We start from the raw sequence: 19874 nt of genomic DNA, 5'->3' as shown, positions 1-19874 counted from the left end.
TTGGCGCCCCAGCCGGTGCCTACCGGCATGCCAGCCCTCAGCGGGCAGAACCTACATCAGGAGGCCAATGAGGTCTTTCTGGATGTAGCCGCCGGCCAGGCCAGCGTCGAATTCGCCGCACGGGCCTATATCGGCTCAGTCATGGCACTGGTGATATTGCACTTCTTTGCAGCGGGTTTGGGTGCCTGGCTCAGACGAGATAAAGAGCCGTTCTGGCCCAGTTGGCTGCACTACGAACTTAACCCGATTATGTGGGGCTTTATTGCCTGCATGGCTGCCTTGGCCGGCTACAACATGTTCCGCCTTGTCCGCAGTATCGGCTCCCGATCCCCTGTCCGTTTTAACCGCCAGCGCCGCGAAGCCGCCCTGGTGTTTCGCGGCGAGGCTCCGGTCTATGTGTCCTGGGAAGAGGTGATTGCCTGCGTTTCGGCCAGTCAGATCGTTAGCCAGTACGCCGTCATGCCCAGCTTTGCCCTGATGCTCGGCCTGCGTAACGCCAGTAGCGGCGATGTCTATTGGGTCACCATACCCAGCGGCAACTTGGGCCTGGCGGTCAGCGAGTGGGAAGCCATTCGTATGTATATGGAAGAAGGCACTGCGGCCCTGCCCACGCCAGTACTGTCCGATGAAGAGTTTCAGGAGGGTACCGTGGCCTACTTCCACATGTGCCGAGGTGTGTACCGCAATGAGCACTGGTGGCCGCGCTATGTCTTCGGCTTTCTGGTCATCCAGTTCTGCAGCGGCTGGACTTTACCCTGCCATATCGCCCAGTGGGTCAACCGCCGCCCCAAGGCCGTCTTTCCACAGGAAGTGCTGGACTGGTCGCAGCCCTTGCCTGCAGACCAGCATGCAAAGCCGAGCGAAACACTGCTCAAGGAGAGCGCAGATATACGCAAGGCCTTCGCCAAGGGTCAAAACCTGCTGGGTTACTACCAGATCAAATTCGCCGAGCCGTCCACCGAATCACCTACCACAACAGGTTAGGTTTCTTTCATCGCTCTAACCGCAGACCACCTCAGCACACACTTGAGTACAGATGGTTCGCACACCAACTCGTTCGCCCCGCAGCGGGAACGCAGGCTTAAGGCGTGCAAGAGTGAAGCGTGGAGGCTTTCGGCGTCAGTAGCCTACGCAAAGCCCTGGAATAGCCCACGCCAAGGTTCCAACCGACAACGAGCAACCCAGGCCCCCACGCTGGTAATGCTCAGGATTGAACGGTCGAAACGCGCTCAGCCGACAAATGTCGCACGAAGAACCAGGGCAATAGCATAAGCATGCATACCGCCAGAACTCCGGCCGATACAAACAGCATCTGATACCCCACCACCTTGGCCAGCACCCCACTGCAGGCGCCCACCAGCCCCGCCAGGAGAATCTGCGCACTGGCCTGCAGGGTGAAATCGGCGCCTTCGTGCTCGGGGCGGCACATGCGCATCATCACGGCGAACAGGGCCACGGTGGACATGCCGTCGGCGATCTGTTCGAACAACGAGATCGCGTAGACCAGTTCCGTATCGGCACCTCTGCCCACCAACAGCGCCATGCCAGCGATGCCTAGCGCCTGCAGGGCGCCGAAGATCAGCAGTGAACGCAGGGCTCCCAAGCGGGCGTAGAGCAGGCCGCCGAGCAGGGCGCCGCCGATGCCGGCAAGGCTGCTGATCAGGGTCAGTTGGCCGAGGTCGGTGGTGGTCCAGCCTTGGTCCACCAGCATCGGCTTGATCATCGGCGAACCCAGCGCATCGCCAAGCTTGAAGGTCAGCACCACCGCCAGCCAGGCCAGCATGCCCGGCTGGGCCAGCAGCCCCTTGTAGTGGTGCCAGAGCAGGCCGGGGCCGGCGGGCTCGGACTGTTCGGCGTGCTGCGGCAACAGGCGCTTTTCCGGGAACAGAATGATCGGCAGGGTCAGCAGCAACAGCGCCCCGGCCAGCAGTCCGATCGACAGGTTCCAGCCCAGCCCACCGATCACCAGCAGCAGGCCGCTGCCGCTGGCCAGCATGCCGACCTTGTAGCCGCCCACCTGCAGGCTGTTGCCCAGGCCGCGCCAGCGCTCCGGCAGCAGGCGCACGGCCAGGCCATCGGTGGCCACGTCCTGGGACGCGGCAGCCAGGTTGATGATCAGCAACGTGCCCAGCAGCAGCCAGAAGGCCGACTCGAACAATGCCTGCGGGGCAATCAGCGCTAGGCTCGCCAGGCAGAGAATCACCGTGCCCTGCAGCGGCAGGATCCAGCCGCGATGATGTCCGAGGCGGCGCGAGCCGATGCGGTCTATCCAGGGCGCCCACAGCACCTTGAGCAGCCAGGGCAGCGCCAGCAATTTGAGCAGGCCGATAAGCGCCAGGTCGACGCCATGCTGACGCAGCAACACCGGTAGCGAGTGCGCTACCAACCCCGAGGGCAGGCCCTGGGCGCAGTAGAGGGAGGCCAGCAGCACCAGGGTGGTATTGCTCGGGCGGGCACTGGAGGTCATGGGGCATCCCTGCGAGAAAGGTGGCCAAGCCTAGGCCAGGGCGATGCAGCCAGGCAATCTCCGTACAAAACCAAAAAGAATATAAACCTACACAAACATTCTTAGACTATCTAAGCAAAGGCCATTATCTTCGCCGCCTGCTTATTCCAGCCTGTTCTACCACCCACTGTCAGGCAGCCGTTGCATGAAGATCCGCGACCTCGACCTCAGCCAGAGCCCGCTCAACGCGGAGCATGAAGCACTCGGCTTGCCGCCGGTGGAAGACTACGTCTCGCACCCGGACAACCACCCCGTGCTGCGCGCCGCCATGTGGGCGGCGGTGCTGATCCTGGTCAGCCTGCTCGGCTTCCTGGCCTGGCGCCTGTTCTTCGGCGACCACGGCGGCGAGACCGGCATGCAGATCGTCGAAGCCGCGCTGAGCAACCCGACCTTCTGGAGCGCGGTGGCCGTCGGCTTCCTCGCCCAGGTCGTGGATGGCGCCCTGGGCATGGCCTATGGCATCACCGCCACCACCTTCCTGCTCAGCGCCGGCGCCTCACCGGCTGCTGCCAGCGCCAGCGTACACATCGCCGAAGTGTTCACCACCGGCCTGTCCGGCATCTCCCACGTCAAGCTGGGCAACGTCAACAAGTCGCTGTTCCTGCGCCTGCTGCTGCCCGGCATCATCGGCGCGGTGCTCGGCGCCATCCTGATCACCCAGTTCGATGGCGAAGTGATGAAGCCCTTCATCTCCGCCTACCTGCTGCTGATGGGCCTGTACATCCTGCGCAAGGCCTACCTGCATGTGGCCCAGCGCAAGGCGCCCAAGCACGTGGCCAAGCTGGCCCTGTTCGGCGGCTTCGTCGACGCCGCCGGCGGCGGTGGCTGGGGCCCGGTGGTCACCAGCAGCCTGATCGGCTCCGGTAGCGACCCGCGCACCACCATCGGCTCGGTCAACTTCGCCGAGTTCTTCCTGACCCTGTCCAGCGCGGCCTCCTTCATCCTGCTGGCCGGCGAGCTGGATACCTGGCTGATGGTTGCGGGCCTGGTCTTCGGCGGCCTGTTCGCCGCACCGTTCGCCGCTCTCCTGTGCAAGAAGATCCCGGCGCGCACCCTGATGACCATCGTTGGCTGCCTGATCACCCTGATCAGCGCCTTCAACATCTACAAGTCGCTGTTCTGACGCCCTTGCTTTGCACGCCTGTCACCTCCATCTAGGCGACAGGAGGACACCGACATGAGCCAACCCCTGCTGATTCCCTGCCCCGCCTGCAATGGCCTCAACCGCATTCCCGGCGAGCGCCTGAGCGATGCGCCGATCTGCGGACGCTGCAAGAGCGCCGTGCTGCCCGACAAACCCTTCGAACTGACCCAGGCGAGCTTCGCGGCCCAGCTCAAGGGCGACCTGCCGCTGCTGGTCGATGTCTGGGCCGACTGGTGCGGGCCGTGCAAGGCCTTCGCACCGACCTTCCAGCAGGCCGCCAGCCAGCTGCAGGGTCGCTGCCGCTTGGGCAAGCTGGACAGCGAGGCCAACCAGCAACTGGCCGGGCAGCTCGGCATCCGCTCCATCCCCAGCCTGATCCTGTTCCGCGGCGGCGTCGAAGTCGCTCGCCAGGCCGGCGCCCTGCCGCTGCCACAGCTGCTCGGCTGGCTGCGCAGCCAGGGCATCTGACGATCTGAGCGGATCGGTCAGCCGCGACGAGCGCCGCGGTCATTGCCGCCACCGCGCCAGCGGCTAGTCTCGGGGCAACCCTGCCAGGAGCCCCGCCATGCCGCTACCCGCCGAGATGGCCCGCGTATTCACCGAAGAGAAGATCGACTTCGTCAAACGTTGCGGCCTCAAGGCCGAGCAGCTCGAACCCGGATTCGTGCGCCTGCGCATGCCGCTGGCCGGCAACCAGAACCACATCGGCACCCTCTATGCCGGCGCGCTGTTCACCCTGGCCGAGATCCCGGGTGGAGCGCTGTTCCTCACCAGCTTCGACGTGCAGCGCTTCTACCCGCTGATCAAGGAAATGAACCTGCGCTTCCGCCGGCCGGCCACCAGCGACATCTCGGTCGAGGCGCGACTGGATGCCGCAGAGATCGAACGCATCCAGGCCGAGGCCGAACTGGCTGGCAAAGCCGACTACCGCCTGGAGCTGCAGCTGCGCGACGGCAGCGGCGAAGTGGTGGCCGAAACGAGCGCTCTCTATCAATTGCGTAAACACTGACGTACGGGACTTGTCCCCGAGCCCAAGCGGGTCTATTTAGAAAGCACATTCTAAAAAACCCGCAGAGGTTTCACTGGCGCCGCGCATGGACGAGGCGCCCCAAGGGGAACGAAATGACAGGACACGTCCTTATCGCGCACGACCTGCGCGACACCGCCGATCTAGCCCTTCGCCGCGCCGCCCAGATCGCCCGCCAGCACAACGCCAGGCTGACCCTGCTACACGTGTTCGACCCCAAGCTGGGCCAGGCCGAGCGCGAACGCATCGAGCAGACGCTCGACCGCAGCCTCACCGCCTTCGCCCCGCCCGGCAGCCAGTTGCGCCTGTGCCAGGGCAAGCCCGCCGAGGGCGTGCTGGAACAGGTGCAACAGAGTGGCGCCGACCTGCTGGTACTCGGTGCCCACCATCAGCGCCACGAGCTGTTCTCCGGCACCACCCTGGACCGCATCGCCCGGCGCTGCCCGGTGCCACTGCTGCTCGCCGCCCGCGACGAGGCCGAGCCCTACCGCAGCGCGGTGGCCGCCATCGACTTCTCGCTGTGTGCCTGCACCGCCCTGCACCAGGCCGGGCTGCTGCTGCCGAGCGAGGCGAACATCCATGCCCTGCACGTATTCGAACCGCAGCAGAAGGGCAATGCCCAGCAGGCCGAACTGCTGACCCAGCGCGCACTGATCGACCAGCTGATCCACGACGAGGCGCTGCGCCTGCCCGCCAACGCACCCAAGCTCAGCCACGAAGTGCGCACCGGCGGCATCCTGCGCACCCTGCAGGAGCACATCGCCAGCCAGCAGCCGCAATTGCTGGTACTCGGCAGCCACGGCCGCAGCGCGCTGTCGCAGGCCCTGCTCGGCAGCCTGGCGCAGCATTACCTGCACAAGGCACCCTGCGACATCTTCGTCGTGCGCTGAGAGCCAGCTGCGCGTCGGCCATGCGTCGTTGAAATCAGGCTCGGGCTGCTCATTTACAACGAGTAAACTCCGCGCCCTCGCCTGATTTCGCCTAGCCTGGCTCTAGCTCGCGGGCTCTCCACCATAGAAATGAAAAAGGCGCCCTAGGGCGCCTTTTTCATGACTGAGAAAACTCAGCTTTCCAGCAGATTGTGCAGCTCGACGAACTGCTGGGTCAGCTTGTGGCTGCGGTCCAGGTGGATCAGCGGCATGCAGGCCTGGTGCGACTCACGCATCTTCACCGAACTCATCAGGTTCACCGGCAGTACCGGCAGACCTTCGGCGACCAGTTCATCGAGCAGCTGCTGCGGCAGGGTCGCGCGCGGCTGGAACTGATTGACCACGATGCCCTCCACCTGCAGGTCTTCGTTGTGATCATCCTTCAGCTCGTCGATTTCCTGCAGCAGGCCATACAGGGCATTGCGCGAGAAGCTGTCGCAATCGAAGGGGATCAACACGCGATCGGCAGCGATCAGCGCGGAAACCGTGTAGAAGTTCAACGCCGGCGGAGTATCCAGGTAGATCCGATCGTAGTCCTCGGACAGATCTTCCAGCAATTTGCGCAGCTTGTTGATCTTGTGCTTCTGCTCCAGCTTGGGCTGCAGATCGGCCAGCTCCGCGGTCGCGGTGATCACGTGCAGGTTGTCGAACGGCGTCTCGTAGATATCCACCTTGCCCTTCTTGAAGGACGTGGCCGAGAGCGTCTGCTTGAAGAAGTCGGCGATACCCATGGGAATGTCCTCGCCGGTCAGGCCGGTGAGGTAATGGGTCGAGTTGGCCTGGGCATCCAGGTCGATCAGCAGGGTGCGATACCCCTCCGCCGCACTCACCGCCGCCAGATTGCAGGCAATGCTGGACTTGCCTACGCCGCCCTTCTGATTGAACACCACGCGCCGCATGTGACACCTCCCTGATCGCAGATGGTCTGGGATTCTATGCAAAGCCCGTGTCAAGGGCGAGGAATATGCGGCTCGGGCGCGTTCCTCCTGTCCGGTCGGTCATATTGGAGTTTGCGCGGGCCGCGCACGGTCTGGATAATGCCAGCACCTCGCCATGGTCCCGCCTGCTCCCGCCGGACCAGTCGTTGACAAGGATGCCCTCCCGACGGGCCGAGAAGAGCTCTCAGCGTGACTCAATTCAGGATCGAACACTGGCGTGCCTGGGCCCCTGGCCTGGACAGCACAGCCGACTGGCACGCCTGGCAACAGGCCCCCTTCGCCCCGCAGGACGGCGGCGAACAGCCCGATGTCGGCTTTCTTCCGGCCATGCAGCGCCGGCGTTTGAGCCGCCTGGCACGCATGGCCTTCCACGTCGCCTGGCCGCTGGCCAAAGAGTACGGCCCCATGCCCCTGGTTTTCGCCTCGCGTCACGGCGAAACCCCGCGCACCCTGGCGATCCTCAGCGACCTGGCCCACGACGAGCCGCTCTCGCCCACCCAGTTCAGCCTCTCGGTGCACAACGCGATCATCGGCCTGTGGTCGATCCAGCGTGGCGACACCAGCGAAATGACCGCCCTGGCCGCCGAAGGCGACGGCCTGGAGCAGGCTCTGCTGGAAGCCGCCACCCTGCTCGGCGAGGGCGCACCCGGCGTGCTGCTGATCGTCGCCGAGGAGACGCCGCCCGAGCTGTATCGCCCCTATATCGACGACGTGCCCTTCCCCTACGCCGTAGCCCTGCTGCTGCGGCCCGGCACGGACTGGCAGCTGCAACTCGTCGAGGGCTCCGGCCCGCGCACTGCATGGCCACACGCCCTGGAACTGGTCCGCGCCCTGAGCGGCGGCACGACCTCCCTGCAACACCACTGGAAACGCCGACAATGGAACTGGTCTCGCAGCAAGGCCTGAGTGCCTACAGCGCGCCCTACTGGTGGCGCCTGATCGCCACCGCGCTGAGCTTCTCGCTGTTCGGCATCGGCGGCGTGCTGCTGCGCATCGTCGTCTTCCCGCTGCTCGCCCTGCTGCCGGGCGACGCCCTGGCCCACCGCACCCGCGCGCGCGCCGTGGTCAGCCGCACCTTCTACTGGTTCGTCCAGTTCATGTTCCGCACCGGCGTGCTGACCTACGAGGTCGAGGGCGCCGAGCGCCTCGGCCGTCCGGGGCAGATGGTGATCGCCAACCACCCCTCGCTGATCGACGTGGTGGTGCTGATCGCCTTCATCCGCGACGCCAACTGCGTGGTCAAGCAGAGCCTGTGGGACAACCCCTGCATGCGCGGGCCGATCCGCGCCGCCGGCTTCATCAGCAACAGCGGCAGCATGGACATGCTCGACGAAGCAGCCGGCGCCCTGCAGGAAGGCCAGACCCTGATCGTGTTCCCCGAGGGCACGCGCACCACACCGGGGCAAGTACCGGAATTTCACCGTGGCGCAGCGGCCATTGCGGTGCGTGGCGCCAGCATCGTCACCCCGGTGGTGATCAGCGTGACGCCGACCACCCTGACCAAGGCCGAGCCCTGGTACAGCATTCCGTCGCGCCGTTTCCATTTTCGCCTGCGAGTCGGGGAGGATATCGACCCGCGGCAATTCACCGAGCTGGCCCCGTTGCCGATTGCCTCGCGCAAGCTCAATGACCATCTGCACCAACACTTCATGAAGGAGCTCGCAACAGATGAGCGATCTGCAAACTGAGATCAAACACCTGATCATCGAGGCCCTGGGCCTGGAAGACATGGCCGCCGAAGACATCGCCGCCGACCTGACCCTGTTCGGCGAAGGCCTGGGCCTGGATTCGGTGGACGCCCTGGAACTGGGCCTGGCCATCCAGAAGCGTTTCGGCATCAAGATCGACGCCGAAGCCAAGGACACCCGCCAACACTTCGCCAACGTCGCCAGCCTGGCCGCTTTCGTCGCCTCGAAACAGGCCGCCTGAGGACGCACGATCATGAAAAGCCGTGAAGAGATTTTCGCCACCCTGCAGGAAGCCCTGGTGGAGCTGTTCGAGCTGGACGCCGAGCGCGTCACCCTCGAGGCCAACCTCTACGAGGACCTGGAGATCGACAGCATCGACGCCGTCGACCTGATCGATCACATCAAGCGCCAGACCGGCAAGAAGATCGCCGCCGAGGAGTTCAAGGCCGTGCGTACCGTCGGTGACGTGGTCGAGGCCGTGTACCAGGTGGTCAACGCCGAAACGACCGCTGGCTGACGCATGGCTCGTCTGCTTGGCCTGCTGCTGGTGGTGGCCGGCCTGCTCTACCCCTTCGCCGTGTACTACGGCATGGAGCACCTGTCGCCACGCCTGTTCGCCGCCCTGCTCGGCGGCCTGTGGCTGGCGCGCGCCCTGACGCAGCGCGAGAAGCCCGGTGGCCGCTGGATGGCCGGCGCCGCCCTGGCCTTCTGCGTACTGCTCGGCCTGGCCGGCGAGCCGGCGCTGCTGCGCTGGTACCCGGTGTTGCTCAACCTGATGCTGCTGGCGCTGTTCGGCCTGTCGCTAAAGTTCGGCCCGCCGCTGGTGGAGCGCCTGGCGCGCCTGCGCGAGCCGGAGCTGCCGGAGCACGCGGTGCGCTACACGCGCAAGGTGACCGGGGTCTGGGCCGGTTTCTTCCTGGTCAACGCCCTGGTGGTGGTGGCCCTGACCCTGTGGGCGCCGCTGAGCTGGTGGACGCTGTACACCGGGCTGATCGCCTATGCCCTGATGGGCCTGTTGTTCGCCGCTGAGTGGTTGATCCGCCAGCAAGTAAGGAGACATGGATGAGCTGGCTGGCACTCGCCGACCATCTGCTGCAACCCCTGGCCGGCCGCGCCGTGGCGCTGGAGCCGGCGCTCGACCATGCCGAGCTGCAACAGCGTGCCCTGCGCCTGGCCGGTGCGCTGCAGGCGCGCGGCGTGCAGCGCGTGGCGCTGTACCTGGAAGACGCCGGCGAGCTGGCCATCGCCCTGCTCGGTGCCTGGCGTGCCGGCGTCGCCGTGCTGCTGCCGGCCGATGCCCAGGCGCAAAGCCGCCAGCGCCTGAGCGAGCAGGCCGATCTGTGGCTGGACTCGCTCGCCGATCTAGATGGCGAGCCCCTTGCTCCCGCCGCCCTGAATCTCGATACCTGCCGCCTGACCCTGTGCACCTCCGGCTCCAGCGGCGAACCCAAGCTGATCGACAAGTCCCTGCGCCAGCTGGCCAATGAGGTCGACGCTTTGGAACAGCTGTGGGGCCAAGACCTGGCCAACGCGACCATCTTCGGCAGCGTCGCCGCCCAGCATATCTACGGCCTGCTGTTCCGCGTGCTGTGGCCGCTGTGCGCCGGCCGGCCGTTCTGGCGCCGCGCCCTGCCCTTCCCCGAAGACCTGCAGCGCGAGAGTCTGGGTCAGCCAGCCTTCGCCTGGGTGGCCAGCCCGGCGCTGCTCAAGCGCATGGGCGACAACCTGGACTGGAACGCCCTCGGCGCGGTGCGCCGGGTGTTCTCCTCCGGCGGCGCGCTGCCGGCAGAAGTCTCCGTCGAGCTGGGCAGCCAGCTCGGCCAGCAGCCGAGCGAGATCTACGGCAGCTCCGAGACCGGCGGCATCGCCTGGCGCCAGGGTGGCGAGCTGTGGCAGCCGTTCCCCGGCGTGGAACTGAGCCTGAACGACGAAGGTGCCCTGCGCATCGCCTCGCCCTACCTGCCGGCCGGACATGTCGAGCAAAGCGCCGACGCAGCCGAGCTGCAGGCCGATGGCCGCTTCGCCCTGCGCGGCCGCCTGGATCGCATCGTCAAGCTGGAAGAAAAACGCATCTCCCTGCCCATGCTGGAGCAGGCGCTGCTGAATCATGAGTGGGTCGCCGACGCCCGCCTCGGCGTGATTCAGGAGGGCCGTGCCTTCCTCGGCGCCCTGCTGGCGCTGAGCCCGGCCGGTCTGCACGCCCTGCGCAACCAGGGCCGCAAGACTGTCACCGAAACCCTGCGCAAGCACCTGGCCGGTCACTGCGAGGCCATCGCCCTGCCACGGCGCTGGCGCCTGCTGCTGGAGCTGCCCTACAGCAGCCAGGGCAAGCTGGCGCAGAGCAAGGTCGACGAGCTGGTCGCCGCGCCGCGCCCGACCCGCGTCGAGCCGCGCACCGCCGAGCTGGTCGACGGCGAATGGCAGCTGGAGCTGGACGTGCCGCCGGATCTGGCCCATTTCACCGGCCACTTCCCGCAGACCCCGGTACTGCCCGGCGTGGTGCAGATCGACTGGGCCCAGCAGCTGGCGCGCAGCCTGATCGACGAGCTGCCGCCGCGTTTCTGCGGCATGGAAGTGCTCAAGTTCCAGCAACTGATACGCCCCGGCGACCGCATCCAGCTGACCCTGCGTTTCGACGCCGAGCGCGGCAAGCTGTACTTCGCCTACCGCAACGGCGAGGCGCCGTGCTCCTCGGGCCGCATCCTGCTGGGAGCCGCCAGTGCATAAGCCCTGCGCAGTGATCCCGGTGTACAACCACGAGCACGCGCTGCCCGTGGTGGTCACCGCGCTGCACGAAGCCGGCCTGCCCTGCGTGCTGGTCGACGATGCCTCCAGCGCAGCCTGCGCGGCGGTTATGAATGAACTGGCAGCTCAAGAAAATACTTACCTGGTGCGCCTGCCGGTAAACCAGGGCAAGGGCGGCGCGGTCATGGCCGGCCTGCGCGAGGCGCAGCGCCTGGGCTTCTCCCACGCCCTGCAGGTGGACGCCGACGGCCAGCACGACCTGGCCGATATCGCCACCTTCCTCGGCACCTCCCGCGAGCATCCGCAGGCGCTGGTCTGCGGCTACCCGCAGTACGACGCCAGCGTGCCGAAGGGCCGCCTGTATGCGCGTTACTTGACCCACGTGTGGGTGTGGATCAACAGCCTGTCGCTGTCGATCCGCGATGCCATGTGCGGCTTCCGCGTCTACCCGCTACCGGCCACAGTGGCGCTGATCGAGGCCTGCAACCTGGGCAAGCGCATGGACTTCGACCCGGAGATCCTGGTGCGCCTGGCCTGGCGCAACCAGCCGATGCAGTGGCTGCCGACCAAGGTGCATTACCCGCTGGACGGCCTGTCGCACTTCCGCCTGTTCCATGACAACGCGCTGATCTCCAAAATGCACGCCAAGCTGTTCTTCGGCATGTTGCTGCGCGCGCCGCTGATCCTCTGGTGCAGGTGGCGCGGATGAACGGGCAGAAGGCCGAACACTGGGCCGGCCAGCGCGAGCGCGGCCACTTCCTGCTGATGAAGTTCACCGCCGGCGCCGTGCGCGTGCTCGGCCGCCGCGCGCTGACGCCGCTGCTGTACGCCATCGTCCTGTACTTCTTCCTGTTCGGCCGCCAGGCACGACGCAGCATCCGCCAGTACCAACACAACCTGGCCGCCTGGAGCGGCCGCAGCGAGCTGGCTCCGCGCTTCGGCTCGGTGTTCGCCCAGTTCATGGCCTTCGCCGATGCCCTGCTGGACAAGCTCGACGTGTGGAACGGCCGCCTCGGCCTAGAGCAGATCACCCTGATCGACCCCCACGACCTGCGCGGCCAGCTGCACCGCGAGCCACGCGGGCAGATGCTGGTCGGCGCCCACCTGGGCAACCTCGAGGTGTGCCGCGCCCTGGCCGAGCTGGGCGAGAAGGTGCAGATGAACGTGCTGGTGCACACCAAGCACGCCGAGCAGTTCAACCGCCTGCTCGGCGAGGCCGGCGCCAGCCACCTGCGCCTGATCCAGGTCAGCGAACTGGACGCGGCGATCATGCTGCAATTGTCCGAGCGTCTGGAGCGCGGCGAGTGGCTGGCGATTGCCGGCGACCGCGTGCCGCTGCACGGCGGGCGCAATGTCAGCGTGAATTTCCTCGGCCACTCGGCCGCCTTCCCCCAGGGCCCGTGGCTGCTGGCGGGACTGTTGCAATGCCCGGTCAACCTGATGAGCTGCCTGAAGATCGACGGCCGCTACCAGGTGATCCTCGAACCCTTCGCCGAGCGCATCCAGTGGACGCGCCGCGAGCGGGAAGAGGTGATCCGCGGCTGGGTACAACGCTATGCCGAGCGTCTTGGCGAACGCTGCCTGAACGCTCCGCAGCAATGGTTCAACTTCTACCCGTTCTGGAACGAGCATGACGACCTACCCGCTTGACCACGTGACCTTCGGCGAACAGCAGCTGACCATTGAACAAGTGGTCGCCCTGTCCCAACGCGGCGCCCGTGCCCAGTTGCAGAACGATGCCGCCTACCGCGAGAAGATCGCCAAGGGCGCGCGCTTCCTCGACACCCTGCTGGACAAGGAAGGCGTGATCTACGGCGTCACCACCGGCTACGGCGACTCCTGCGTGGTGGCCGTGCCGCTGCACCAGGTCGAGGCGCTGCCCCAGCACCTGTTCACCTTCCACGGCTGCGGCCTGGGCAAGCTGCTCGACGAGGCCAGCACCCGCGCCGTGCTGGCCGCCCGTTTGCAGTCGCTGTGCCACGGGGTGTCCGGGGTGCGCGTGGAGCTGCTGGAGCGCCTGCAGGCCTTCCTCGAACACGACGTGCTGCCGCTGATCCCGGAAGAAGGCTCGGTCGGCGCCAGCGGCGACCTGACCCCGCTGTCCTATGTGGCCGCCACCCTCAGTGGTGAGCGCGAGGTGATGTACAAGGGCGAGCGCCGCAGCGCCGCCGACGTGCACAAGGAACTCGGCTGGACGCCGCTGACCCTGCGCCCGAAAGAAGCGCTGGCGCTGATGAACGGCACCGCGGTGATGACCGCCCTGGCCTGCCTGGCCTATTCGCGCGCCGACTACCTGCTGCAGCTGGCCACGCGCATCACCGCGCTCAACGTGGTGGCGCTGGAAGGCAACCCGGAACACTTCGACGAGCGCCTGTTCGCCGCCAAGCCACACCCGGGGCAGACCCAGGTCGCCGCCTGGCTGCGCGAAGACCTGGCCGTGGCCGAGCCGCTGCCGCCGCTGCACCGCCTGCAGGACCGCTACTCGCTGCGCTGCGCACCGCACGTGCTCGGCGTGCTGGCCGACAGCCTGGGCCTGCTGCGCCAGTTCATCGAGATCGAACTGAACAGCGCCAACGACAACCCGCTGTTCGACGCCGAGACCGAGCGCACCCTGCACGGCGGCCACTTCTACGGCGGGCACATCGCCTTCGCCATGGACAGCCTGAAGAACCTGGTCGGCAACGTCGCCGACCTGCTCGACCGCCAGCTCGCCCTGCTGGTCGACACCCGCTACAACCACGGCCTGCCGAGCAACCTGTCCGGCGCCCCGGCGGAAACCGCGATGATCAACCACGGCTTCAAGGCCGTGCAGATCGGCACCAGCGCCTGGACCGCCGAAGCGCTGAAAAACACCATGCCGGCCAGCGTGTTCTCGCGTTCCACCGAGTGCCACAACCAGGACAAGGTGAGCATGGGCACCATCGCCGCGCGCGACGCCCTGCGCAGCCTGGAGCTGACCGAGCAGGTCGCCGCCGCCACCCTGCTGGCCGCCAACCAGGGCGTGTGGCTGCGCGAGCGCGCCGGCAAGAGCGACATCCCCGCACCGCTGGCCGCCATGCGCGAACAGCTCGCCGTCGACTTCCCGCCGGTGATCGAAGACCGCGCCCTGGAAGGCGAGCTGCGCCTGTGCCTGGTGCGCATCCGCACGCGCCACTGGGGGCTGTATGCGTAAGGAAGGCGTGCTGCAGGCGGAGATCGAGATTCTCGTCCCGTTCTTCGACGTCGACATGATGGAAGTGGTCTGGCACGGCCACTACGTCAAATACTTCGAGGAGGCGCGCTGCGCCCTGCTCGACAAGCTCGGCCACAACTACCGGCAGATGCGCGACGCCGGCTACGCCTGGCCGATCATCGACATGCAGGTGCGTTATATCCGTGGCGCCCAGTTCGGCCAGCGCATCAAGGTGCGCGCCGACCTGGTGGAGTGGGAGAACCGCCTGAAGATCAACTACCTGATCACCGATGTGGCGACCGGCGAGCGCATGACCCGTGGCAGCAGCGTGCAGGTGGCGGTGGAGATCGCCACGCGGGAGATGCTGCTGGCCTCGCCCAAGGTGTTCACCGACGCCGTCGCCAGGGTCATCGGGTGAGATTGCGTCCGCTGTTGCGTGGGGGCCTGGGCCTGTTGCTGCTGGCGCTGATGCCGGCGGCCCATGCCTTCGACCTGGCCGACCTCAGCGCCCAGCTGGCCAAGCCCACGGTGGTGCGTGGCCCCTTCGTGCAGGAGAAGCACCTGCGCGCGCTGCCCACCCCGCTGAGCAGCCAGGGTCAGTTCACCCTGTCGCGCGAGCACGGCCTGCTCTGGCTGCTGCAGAAGCCGCTGAAGCAGGACTACCGCATCGACGATGCCGGCATCGCCCGCCGCACCGCCGAAGGCTGGCAACAGCAGCCAGGCCAGGATGTGGCCGCCCAGCAGAGCCGCCTGTTCCTCGCCGTGCTCAAGGGTGACCGTTCGGGCCTGGAGCGCGACTTCGACCTCAAGCTCAGTGGCGAACAGCACGCCTGGCAGCTCGAACTCACGCCGCACTCGCTGCTGCTCAAGCAGATCTTCAGCGCCATCCGCATCGACGGTGGCGCGCTGGTCGAGCGCATCGAACTGATCGAGACCCAGGGCGACCGCACTGTCCTGAAGATGCCGCAGAGCCAGGCTGGCGACGCGTTGACCGAGCAGGAGCGCGGCGACCTTGTCCATTAGCGCCCAACGCCTGCTGCCGCGCCTGTTCGGCGCCCTGCTCCTGGCCCTGCTGGCGCTGGCGGCCTGGCAGTGGCGCGACGGTCCGCCGGTGCAGGCCAGCATGCTCGCCCTGCTGCCCAAAGGTGCCGGCGACGAGCTGGTGCAGCAGGCCGAGCAGCGCATGCAGGAGCCGCTGTCGCGCGAGCTGCTGATCCTTATCGGCCAACCGCAGCGCGAGCGCGCCATCGAACTGGTGCGCCAGGCCGGCGAGCAGTGGCAGGCCAGCGGACGCTTCGACAAGGTGCAGTGGAGCCTGCAGGCCGATCTCGAGGCCATCCGCCAGCAGCTGCGCGGCGAACGCCTGGCCCTGCTGGCGCCGGCCGACCGCCAGCTGCTGATCGAGCAGCCGGACAGTTTCATCGAGCAGCGCGCGCAGCAGCTGTTCGACACCTTCGCCGGCTTCGGCCTGCTGCCCACCGAGCAGGACTGGCTAGGCCTCGGCCTGCGCGCCCAGCAGACGCTCAACCCCGGCAGCCGCATCCAGGCCGACCTCGGTAGCGGCGCCCTGCTGCTGCAGGACGACGGTACCACCTGGGCGCTGCTGCGCCTGCGCACCCGCGGCGATGCCTTCGATATGCAGGCGCCGCCGCAGATCGCCGCCGCCGTCGCCGAGCTGCGCCAGCACGTCAGTGCAGAAGGCGGCCAGCTGCTGGCGGCCGGCGGCGCCCTGCACGCGGCAGCCGGCCAGGCCAAGGCCACCCGCGAGATCGCCCTGATAGGCGGCGGTGCCACCCTAGGCACCCTGCTGCTGTTGCTGCTGGCCTTCCGCCGCCCGCGCATCTTGGTCAGCCTGCTGCCGATGGGCGTGGCGCTGCTGGCCGGCTGCACCGCCTGCGTGCTGGTGTTCGGCCAGATCAACGCGCTGACCCTGGTGCTCGGCGCTAGCCTGGTCGGTGTCGCCGCCGACTACCCGCAGCACTACCTGAGCAAGAGCTGGGGCGACGGCCAGTGGTCGAGCTGGGCCGCCCTGCGCGAGACCCTGCCGGGCCTGAGCCTGAGCCTGGGCACCAACCTGGCCGGCTACGTGGCGCTAGCCTTCACGCCTTTCCCGGCGCTGACCCAGATCGCCCTGTTCTCCGCCGCCGGCCTGATCGGCGCCTACCTGTGCTCGGTGTGCCTGCTGCCGGCCTGGCTGAACAACCTGCGCCTGGCGCCGCCGGCCAGCCTGCGCGGCGCGGCAGAGCGCCTGGTACAACGCCGCGAACGCCTGCTGGCGCGCACTGGCAGCTGGCCGTGGCTAGCGCTCCTGCTGGCGTTCTGCGCCGGTGGCCTGTGGCAGCTGGCGCCGCAGAACGACCTGCGCCAGTGGCTGGGCCAGGAGCCGAGGCTGATGAGCGAGGCCCGGCGCATCGCCGAGCTGACCGGCCAGCAGCCCACCAGCCAGTTCTTCCTGGTACGCGGCGCCGACGAACAACAGCTGCTGCAACGTCAGGCCGAACTCAGTGCACGTCTGGACGCCGCCATCGCCGCCGGTCATCTGCGCGGCTACCGCGCCCTTAGCCAGCTGGCAGCGCCCGATAGCGAACTGGCGCCGCTGCGCGCCGCACTGGCCAAACTGCCGCAACACTGGCAACCGTTGCTCGACCTCGGCCTGCCGCAAGAGGCCCTGCGCGCAGAACTGAACGAGCTGCTGAATTCGCCGCAACCCGACCTGGCAGCAGCCCTGGCCGGACCGCTGGGCGAAGCCTGGCGCCCGCTGTGGCTGGGCCGTCATGAGAACGAAGTCGCCGGCATCGTCAGCCTGCAGGGCCTGAACGATGCGGCCCTGCTGCAACAGGCCGCCGAAGGGCTGCCAGGCGTGCAGCTGATCGACCGCCTGGGTGAGCTGAACGGCCTGTTCGCTGCCACCCAGCTCAGCGCCGCCGAGCTCAAGCTGATCTCCAGCGCCGCCATCTTTCTGCTGCTGTGCCTGCCCTTCGGCCTCGGCGGCGCGCTACGGGTGATCTGCCTGCCCCTGCTCTCGGCCCTGGCGGCACTGGCCTGCCTCGGCTGGCTGGGCCAGCCGCTGACCCTGTTCAGCCTGTTCGGCCTGCTGCTGATCACCGCCATCGGCGTCGACTACGCGATCCTCATGCGCGAGAACATCGGCGGGCCGGCGGTGAGCCTGCTCGGCACCCTGCTCTCGGCGCTCACCGCGTGGATGTCGTTCGGTCTGCTGCTGATCAGCCAGACCCCGGCCATCGCCAACTTCGGCCTGGCCATCAGCCTCGGCCTGCTGTTCTGTTTCCTGCTCTCGCCCTGGGCCGCCACGCGGCCGCACAAGGAGGTACTCGCGTGACCGTGCTCGGATTCTGGCTTTTGGCCCTGGCGATCTACGCCCTGATGGCGATCATCGGCGGGCGCCGGCTGATCCCCATCGTCGGTCAGTTGCTGGTGGCGGCCATCGCCATTCCCACCCTGCTGCTGTTGTGGGTCGAGCCGCACTGGCAGCTGAGCGCCCAGGACCTGCTGGCGCCGACCTGGCTGAGCATGCTCTACGGCCTGTGCTTCGCCCTGCTGCTGGGCTACATCCTCAGCGACGTGATCGACCTCGATCTCAGCCCGGCCTGCGTGAAGATCGCCCTGCCCAGCTTCCTGGTGCCGATGCTGGCCGGCCTGGCCTGCTCGCTCTGGCTGCTGCCCGGCGAGCGCAGCTGGCTCAGCTCGGTGGGCATCGGCCTGCTGTTCTCGATCACCGCGATCCCGGTGCTGTACCTGTTCCTGCAGAGCATCGGCTACCCGGCGGCGGACACCAAACGCCTGCTGCATGCGGCGATCCTGATGGACTTCCTGTGCTGGAGCCTGTTCGGCCTGGCCCAGGGCAGCAGCCACCCGGCCGCGCTGCTGTGGCCGCTGCTGGCCGCCGCCCTGCCGCTGCTGCTGCGCCTGCTCAAGCTGCGCCACCCGTTGTTCTACAGCCTGCCGTTCTTTGCCCTGATGCTGCTGTTCCAGCAGCTCAAGCTCAACGCGCTGGTCTTCGGCATCGCCTACATGCTGTGCCTGGGCTGGCTCAAGCAGCCATTCGTGCTGCCGCTGCCGGAGCGCGCCTGGAAGCTGCTGATGAACGGCCTGGCAGTGCCGCTGATCCTGACTTTCGGCGTGTTGCGCGTGGACTTCCATGGCATAGGTCAAGACTACTCATGGCTGGTCATCGCTATCCTGCTGGCGCTGCCGGTACTGAGCAAAGTGCTCGGCAGCTGGCTCGGTCTGCACTGGGCCGACCCGAGCGCCGCGGCGCGGGTGAAGTGGCGCGAGAGCCTGCTGCTGAACATCCGCGGCCTCACCGAAATCGTCTTCCTCAATCTGCTCCTGCAGCTGCAGCTGATCGATTCGCTGATCTACTTCGGCCTGCTGCTGATGAGCCTGTTTTCCACTCTGCTGCCGGCGCTGCTCGGCAGGCATGTCCACAACAACGAGGCACGAAGCCGCTATGAAGTCTCCTGAAGTCGAACAACGTCAGATCGTCGTCATCGGCGCCGGCCCTTCCGGTGCCATCGCCGCCGCCATCCTCAAGCGCCAGGGCCACGACGTACTGGTGCTGGAGCGCCAGCGCTTCCCGCGCTTCTCCATCGGCGAGAGCCTGCTGTCGCACTGCCTCGACTTCGTCGAGGAGGCCGGCATGCTCGAGGCGGTCACCGCCGCCGGCTTCCAGACCAAACACGGTGCGGCCTTCGCCTGGGGCGAGCGCTACACCGAGTTCGACTTCCGCGACAAATTCACCGAAGGCAAGGGCTCGACCTACCAGGTGATCCGCGCCGACTTCGACAAGCTGCTGGCCGACCAGGCCGAGTTGCAGGGCGTGGAGATCCGCTACGAGGAAGAGATCTACGCCGCCGACTTCGCCGGTGACTGCCCGCGCCTGTCGGTACGTCGCCTGGCCGACGGCCACGAATATGAAGTCGAGTGCGCCTTCGTCCTCGACGGTAGCGGCTATGGCCGTGTGCTACCGCGCCTGCTCGACCTCGACACGCCGTCGTCCTTCCCGATCCGCCAGGCGGTGTTCACCCACATCGAGGACCGCATCGACCCGGCCTCCGGCTTCGACCGCGAGAAGATCCTCATCACCACCCATCCGACCCTGCGTGACGTGTGGTTCTGGACCATCCCGTTCAGCAACGGCCGCTGCTCGCTGGGCGTGGTTTCCGCCGCCGAGCACTACGAGGGCTACCCGAAGGACCTCGACGCCTGCCTCAAGCAGTTCGTTGCCGAGACCCCGTCGCTGAGCCGGGTGCTGGAGAACGCCGTGTGGGACACCCCGGCGCGCGCCATCGGCGGCTACTCGGCCAACGTCAAGAGCCTGCACGGCCCGGGCTTCGCCCTGCTGGGCAACGCCGCCGAGTTCCTCGACCCGGTGTTCAGCTCCGGCGTGACCATCGCCATGCGCTCGGCGAGCATGGCCGCCGGGCTGCTGCACCGCCAGCTCAGCGGCGAGGCGGTGGACTGGGAGAACGAGTTCGCCATCCCGCTCAAGCGCGGCGTGGATACGTTCCGCGTGTATGTGCAGGGTTGGTACGATGGCACCTTCCAGGACGTGATCTTCTACGAGAAGGCCACGCCGGAGATCCGCCGCATGATCTCCTCGATCCTCGCCGGCTACGCCTGGGACGAGAAGAACCCCTATGTCGCCGAGCCCAAGCGCCGCCTGGGCGTGCTGGCCGAGATCTGCGCGACCAATTAAGGAAAC

Annotated in this window: 21 protein-coding genes; 19 read left to right on the top strand and 2 right to left on the bottom strand. The window is 67.1% G+C overall.

The window, feature by feature from the left end:
* Positions 1-27 precede the first annotated feature (27 nt).
* Entirely contained in the window at positions 28-984 is a 957-nt protein-coding gene (locus PTT45_RS21520; protein ID WP_273816030.1) for a hypothetical protein, read from the top strand.
* A 220-nt stretch (positions 985-1204) separates the two neighbouring features.
* Here the strand turns inward: PTT45_RS21520 and PTT45_RS21515 are convergent, their stop codons facing one another.
* Positions 1205-2467, bottom strand: a complete 1263-nt coding sequence (locus PTT45_RS21515) for an MFS transporter (protein WP_273816029.1) — start codon at positions 2465-2467, stop codon at positions 1205-1207.
* A 184-nt stretch (positions 2468-2651) separates the two neighbouring features.
* Here PTT45_RS21515 and PTT45_RS21510 point away from each other — a divergent pair, with 184 nt between their 5' ends.
* The 4 genes from PTT45_RS21510 to PTT45_RS21495 all read left to right on the top strand — a co-directional run bounded on the left by PTT45_RS21510 (position 2652) and on the right by PTT45_RS21495 (position 5567).
* Positions 2652-3629, top strand: coding sequence for a sulfite exporter TauE/SafE family protein (locus tag PTT45_RS21510; protein ID WP_273816028.1), 978 nt, complete (start codon positions 2652-2654; stop codon positions 3627-3629).
* Positions 3630-3683: 54 nt separating this feature from the next.
* The gene (gene trxC, locus PTT45_RS21505) at positions 3684-4118 is read left to right on the top strand and encodes a thioredoxin TrxC (protein WP_273816027.1); all 435 of its coding nucleotides are present in this window, start codon (positions 3684-3686) and stop codon (positions 4116-4118) included.
* 97 nt (positions 4119-4215) lie between these two features.
* Positions 4216-4659, top strand: a complete 444-nt coding sequence (locus PTT45_RS21500) for a YiiD C-terminal domain-containing protein (RefSeq protein WP_273816026.1) — start codon at positions 4216-4218, stop codon at positions 4657-4659.
* Between the two features lie 113 nt (positions 4660-4772).
* Positions 4773-5567: a universal stress protein gene (locus PTT45_RS21495; protein WP_273816025.1), complete on the top strand. Its 795-nt coding sequence runs from the start codon at positions 4773-4775 to the stop codon at positions 5565-5567.
* Positions 5568-5740: 173 nt separating this feature from the next.
* On the opposite strand, the gene PTT45_RS21490 is transcribed toward PTT45_RS21495, so the two are convergent.
* A complete protein-coding gene (locus PTT45_RS21490; protein ID WP_273816024.1) occupies positions 5741-6505 on the bottom strand; it encodes a ParA family protein in 765 nt (254 codons plus the stop codon).
* Positions 6506-6733: 228 nt separating this feature from the next.
* On the opposite strand from PTT45_RS21490, the gene PTT45_RS21485 reads away from it, so the two are divergent.
* Genes PTT45_RS21485 through PTT45_RS21420 form a run of 14 tightly spaced genes read left to right on the top strand, consistent with a single transcriptional unit; the run spans position 6734 to position 19868 of the window.
* Positions 6734-7450: a beta-ketoacyl synthase chain length factor gene (locus PTT45_RS21485; protein WP_273816023.1), complete on the top strand. Its 717-nt coding sequence runs from the start codon at positions 6734-6736 to the stop codon at positions 7448-7450.
* Positions 7423-8232: a lysophospholipid acyltransferase family protein gene (locus PTT45_RS21480; RefSeq protein WP_273816022.1), complete on the top strand. Its 810-nt coding sequence runs from the start codon at positions 7423-7425 to the stop codon at positions 8230-8232. The genes PTT45_RS21485 and PTT45_RS21480 overlap by 28 nt, the downstream gene beginning before the upstream one ends.
* The gene (locus PTT45_RS21475) at positions 8213-8473 is read left to right on the top strand and encodes a phosphopantetheine-binding protein (protein ID WP_192312272.1); all 261 of its coding nucleotides are present in this window, start codon (positions 8213-8215) and stop codon (positions 8471-8473) included. The genes PTT45_RS21480 and PTT45_RS21475 overlap by 20 nt, the downstream gene beginning before the upstream one ends.
* Positions 8474-8485: 12 nt before the next feature.
* The gene (locus tag PTT45_RS21470) at positions 8486-8749 is read left to right on the top strand and encodes an acyl carrier protein (RefSeq protein WP_043310265.1); all 264 of its coding nucleotides are present in this window, start codon (positions 8486-8488) and stop codon (positions 8747-8749) included.
* 3 nt (positions 8750-8752) lie between these two features.
* Positions 8753-9298, top strand: coding sequence for a hypothetical protein (locus tag PTT45_RS21465; RefSeq protein ID WP_273816021.1), 546 nt, complete (start codon positions 8753-8755; stop codon positions 9296-9298).
* A complete protein-coding gene (locus tag PTT45_RS21460) occupies positions 9295-10959 on the top strand; it encodes an AMP-binding protein (RefSeq protein WP_273816020.1) in 1665 nt (554 codons plus the stop codon). The genes PTT45_RS21465 and PTT45_RS21460 overlap by 4 nt, the downstream gene beginning before the upstream one ends.
* Complete coding sequence (locus tag PTT45_RS21455; protein WP_273816019.1) at positions 10952-11686, top strand: glycosyltransferase family 2 protein; 735 nt, start codon at positions 10952-10954, stop codon at positions 11684-11686. Before PTT45_RS21460 ends, PTT45_RS21455 begins: the two co-directional genes overlap by 8 nt.
* The gene (locus PTT45_RS21450; RefSeq protein ID WP_273816018.1) at positions 11683-12627 is read left to right on the top strand and encodes an LpxL/LpxP family acyltransferase; all 945 of its coding nucleotides are present in this window, start codon (positions 11683-11685) and stop codon (positions 12625-12627) included. Before PTT45_RS21455 ends, PTT45_RS21450 begins: the two co-directional genes overlap by 4 nt.
* Positions 12608-14149 carry an HAL/PAL/TAL family ammonia-lyase gene (locus PTT45_RS21445; RefSeq protein ID WP_273816017.1) on the top strand — a complete coding sequence of 514 codons (1542 nt, stop codon included), beginning with the start codon at positions 12608-12610 and terminating at the stop codon, positions 14147-14149. Before PTT45_RS21450 ends, PTT45_RS21445 begins: the two co-directional genes overlap by 20 nt.
* On the top strand, positions 14142-14567 hold the full coding sequence (locus PTT45_RS21440) for an acyl-CoA thioesterase (protein ID WP_273816016.1): 426 nt from the start codon (positions 14142-14144) through the stop codon (positions 14565-14567). Before PTT45_RS21445 ends, PTT45_RS21440 begins: the two co-directional genes overlap by 8 nt.
* A complete protein-coding gene (locus PTT45_RS21435) occupies positions 14564-15172 on the top strand; it encodes an outer membrane lipoprotein carrier protein LolA (protein WP_443218221.1) in 609 nt (202 codons plus the stop codon). The genes PTT45_RS21440 and PTT45_RS21435 overlap by 4 nt, the downstream gene beginning before the upstream one ends.
* On the top strand, positions 15162-17489 hold the full coding sequence (locus tag PTT45_RS21430; RefSeq protein WP_273816015.1) for an MMPL family transporter: 2328 nt from the start codon (positions 15162-15164) through the stop codon (positions 17487-17489). The genes PTT45_RS21435 and PTT45_RS21430 overlap by 11 nt, the downstream gene beginning before the upstream one ends.
* Positions 17486-18634: a sodium:proton antiporter gene (locus PTT45_RS21425; protein WP_273816014.1), complete on the top strand. Its 1149-nt coding sequence runs from the start codon at positions 17486-17488 to the stop codon at positions 18632-18634. Before PTT45_RS21430 ends, PTT45_RS21425 begins: the two co-directional genes overlap by 4 nt.
* Entirely contained in the window at positions 18621-19868 is a 1248-nt protein-coding gene (locus PTT45_RS21420; protein ID WP_273816013.1) for an NAD(P)/FAD-dependent oxidoreductase, read from the top strand. The genes PTT45_RS21425 and PTT45_RS21420 overlap by 14 nt, the downstream gene beginning before the upstream one ends.
* Positions 19869-19874 lie beyond the last annotated feature (6 nt).

It is taken from the genome of Pseudomonas sp. Gutcm_11s (assembly GCF_028649395.1).
GTDB lineage: Bacteria > Pseudomonadota > Gammaproteobacteria > Pseudomonadales > Pseudomonadaceae > Aquipseudomonas.
This window is presented reverse-complemented; position numbering and strand designations above follow the sequence as displayed.

What these genes read in the sequence shown, in the direction of transcription:
- PTT45_RS21520 (WP_273816030.1), top strand. Translation starts at nt 28, where the DNA reads ATGCCAGCCCTCAGCGGGCAGAACCTACATCAGGAGGCCAATGAGGTC.
- PTT45_RS21515 (WP_273816029.1), bottom strand. Translation starts at nt 2,467, where the DNA reads ATGACCTCCAGTGCCCGCCCGAGCAATACCACCCTGGTGCTGCTGGCC.
- PTT45_RS21510 (WP_273816028.1), top strand. Translation starts at nt 2,652, where the DNA reads ATGAAGATCCGCGACCTCGACCTCAGCCAGAGCCCGCTCAACGCGGAG.
- trxC (WP_273816027.1), top strand. Translation starts at nt 3,684, where the DNA reads ATGAGCCAACCCCTGCTGATTCCCTGCCCCGCCTGCAATGGCCTCAAC.
- PTT45_RS21500 (WP_273816026.1), top strand. Translation starts at nt 4,216, where the DNA reads ATGCCGCTACCCGCCGAGATGGCCCGCGTATTCACCGAAGAGAAGATC.
- PTT45_RS21495 (WP_273816025.1), top strand. Translation starts at nt 4,773, where the DNA reads ATGACAGGACACGTCCTTATCGCGCACGACCTGCGCGACACCGCCGAT.
- PTT45_RS21490 (WP_273816024.1), bottom strand. Translation starts at nt 6,505, where the DNA reads ATGCGGCGCGTGGTGTTCAATCAGAAGGGCGGCGTAGGCAAGTCCAGC.
- PTT45_RS21480 (WP_273816022.1), top strand. Translation starts at nt 7,423, where the DNA reads ATGGAACTGGTCTCGCAGCAAGGCCTGAGTGCCTACAGCGCGCCCTAC.
- PTT45_RS21475 (WP_192312272.1), top strand. Translation starts at nt 8,213, where the DNA reads ATGAGCGATCTGCAAACTGAGATCAAACACCTGATCATCGAGGCCCTG.
- PTT45_RS21470 (WP_043310265.1), top strand. Translation starts at nt 8,486, where the DNA reads ATGAAAAGCCGTGAAGAGATTTTCGCCACCCTGCAGGAAGCCCTGGTG.
- PTT45_RS21465 (WP_273816021.1), top strand. Translation starts at nt 8,753, where the DNA reads ATGGCTCGTCTGCTTGGCCTGCTGCTGGTGGTGGCCGGCCTGCTCTAC.
- PTT45_RS21460 (WP_273816020.1), top strand. Translation starts at nt 9,295, where the DNA reads ATGAGCTGGCTGGCACTCGCCGACCATCTGCTGCAACCCCTGGCCGGC.
- PTT45_RS21450 (WP_273816018.1), top strand. Translation starts at nt 11,683, where the DNA reads ATGAACGGGCAGAAGGCCGAACACTGGGCCGGCCAGCGCGAGCGCGGC.
- PTT45_RS21445 (WP_273816017.1), top strand. Translation starts at nt 12,608, where the DNA reads ATGACGACCTACCCGCTTGACCACGTGACCTTCGGCGAACAGCAGCTG.
- PTT45_RS21440 (WP_273816016.1), top strand. Translation starts at nt 14,142, where the DNA reads ATGCGTAAGGAAGGCGTGCTGCAGGCGGAGATCGAGATTCTCGTCCCG.
- PTT45_RS21420 (WP_273816013.1), top strand. Translation starts at nt 18,621, where the DNA reads ATGAAGTCTCCTGAAGTCGAACAACGTCAGATCGTCGTCATCGGCGCC.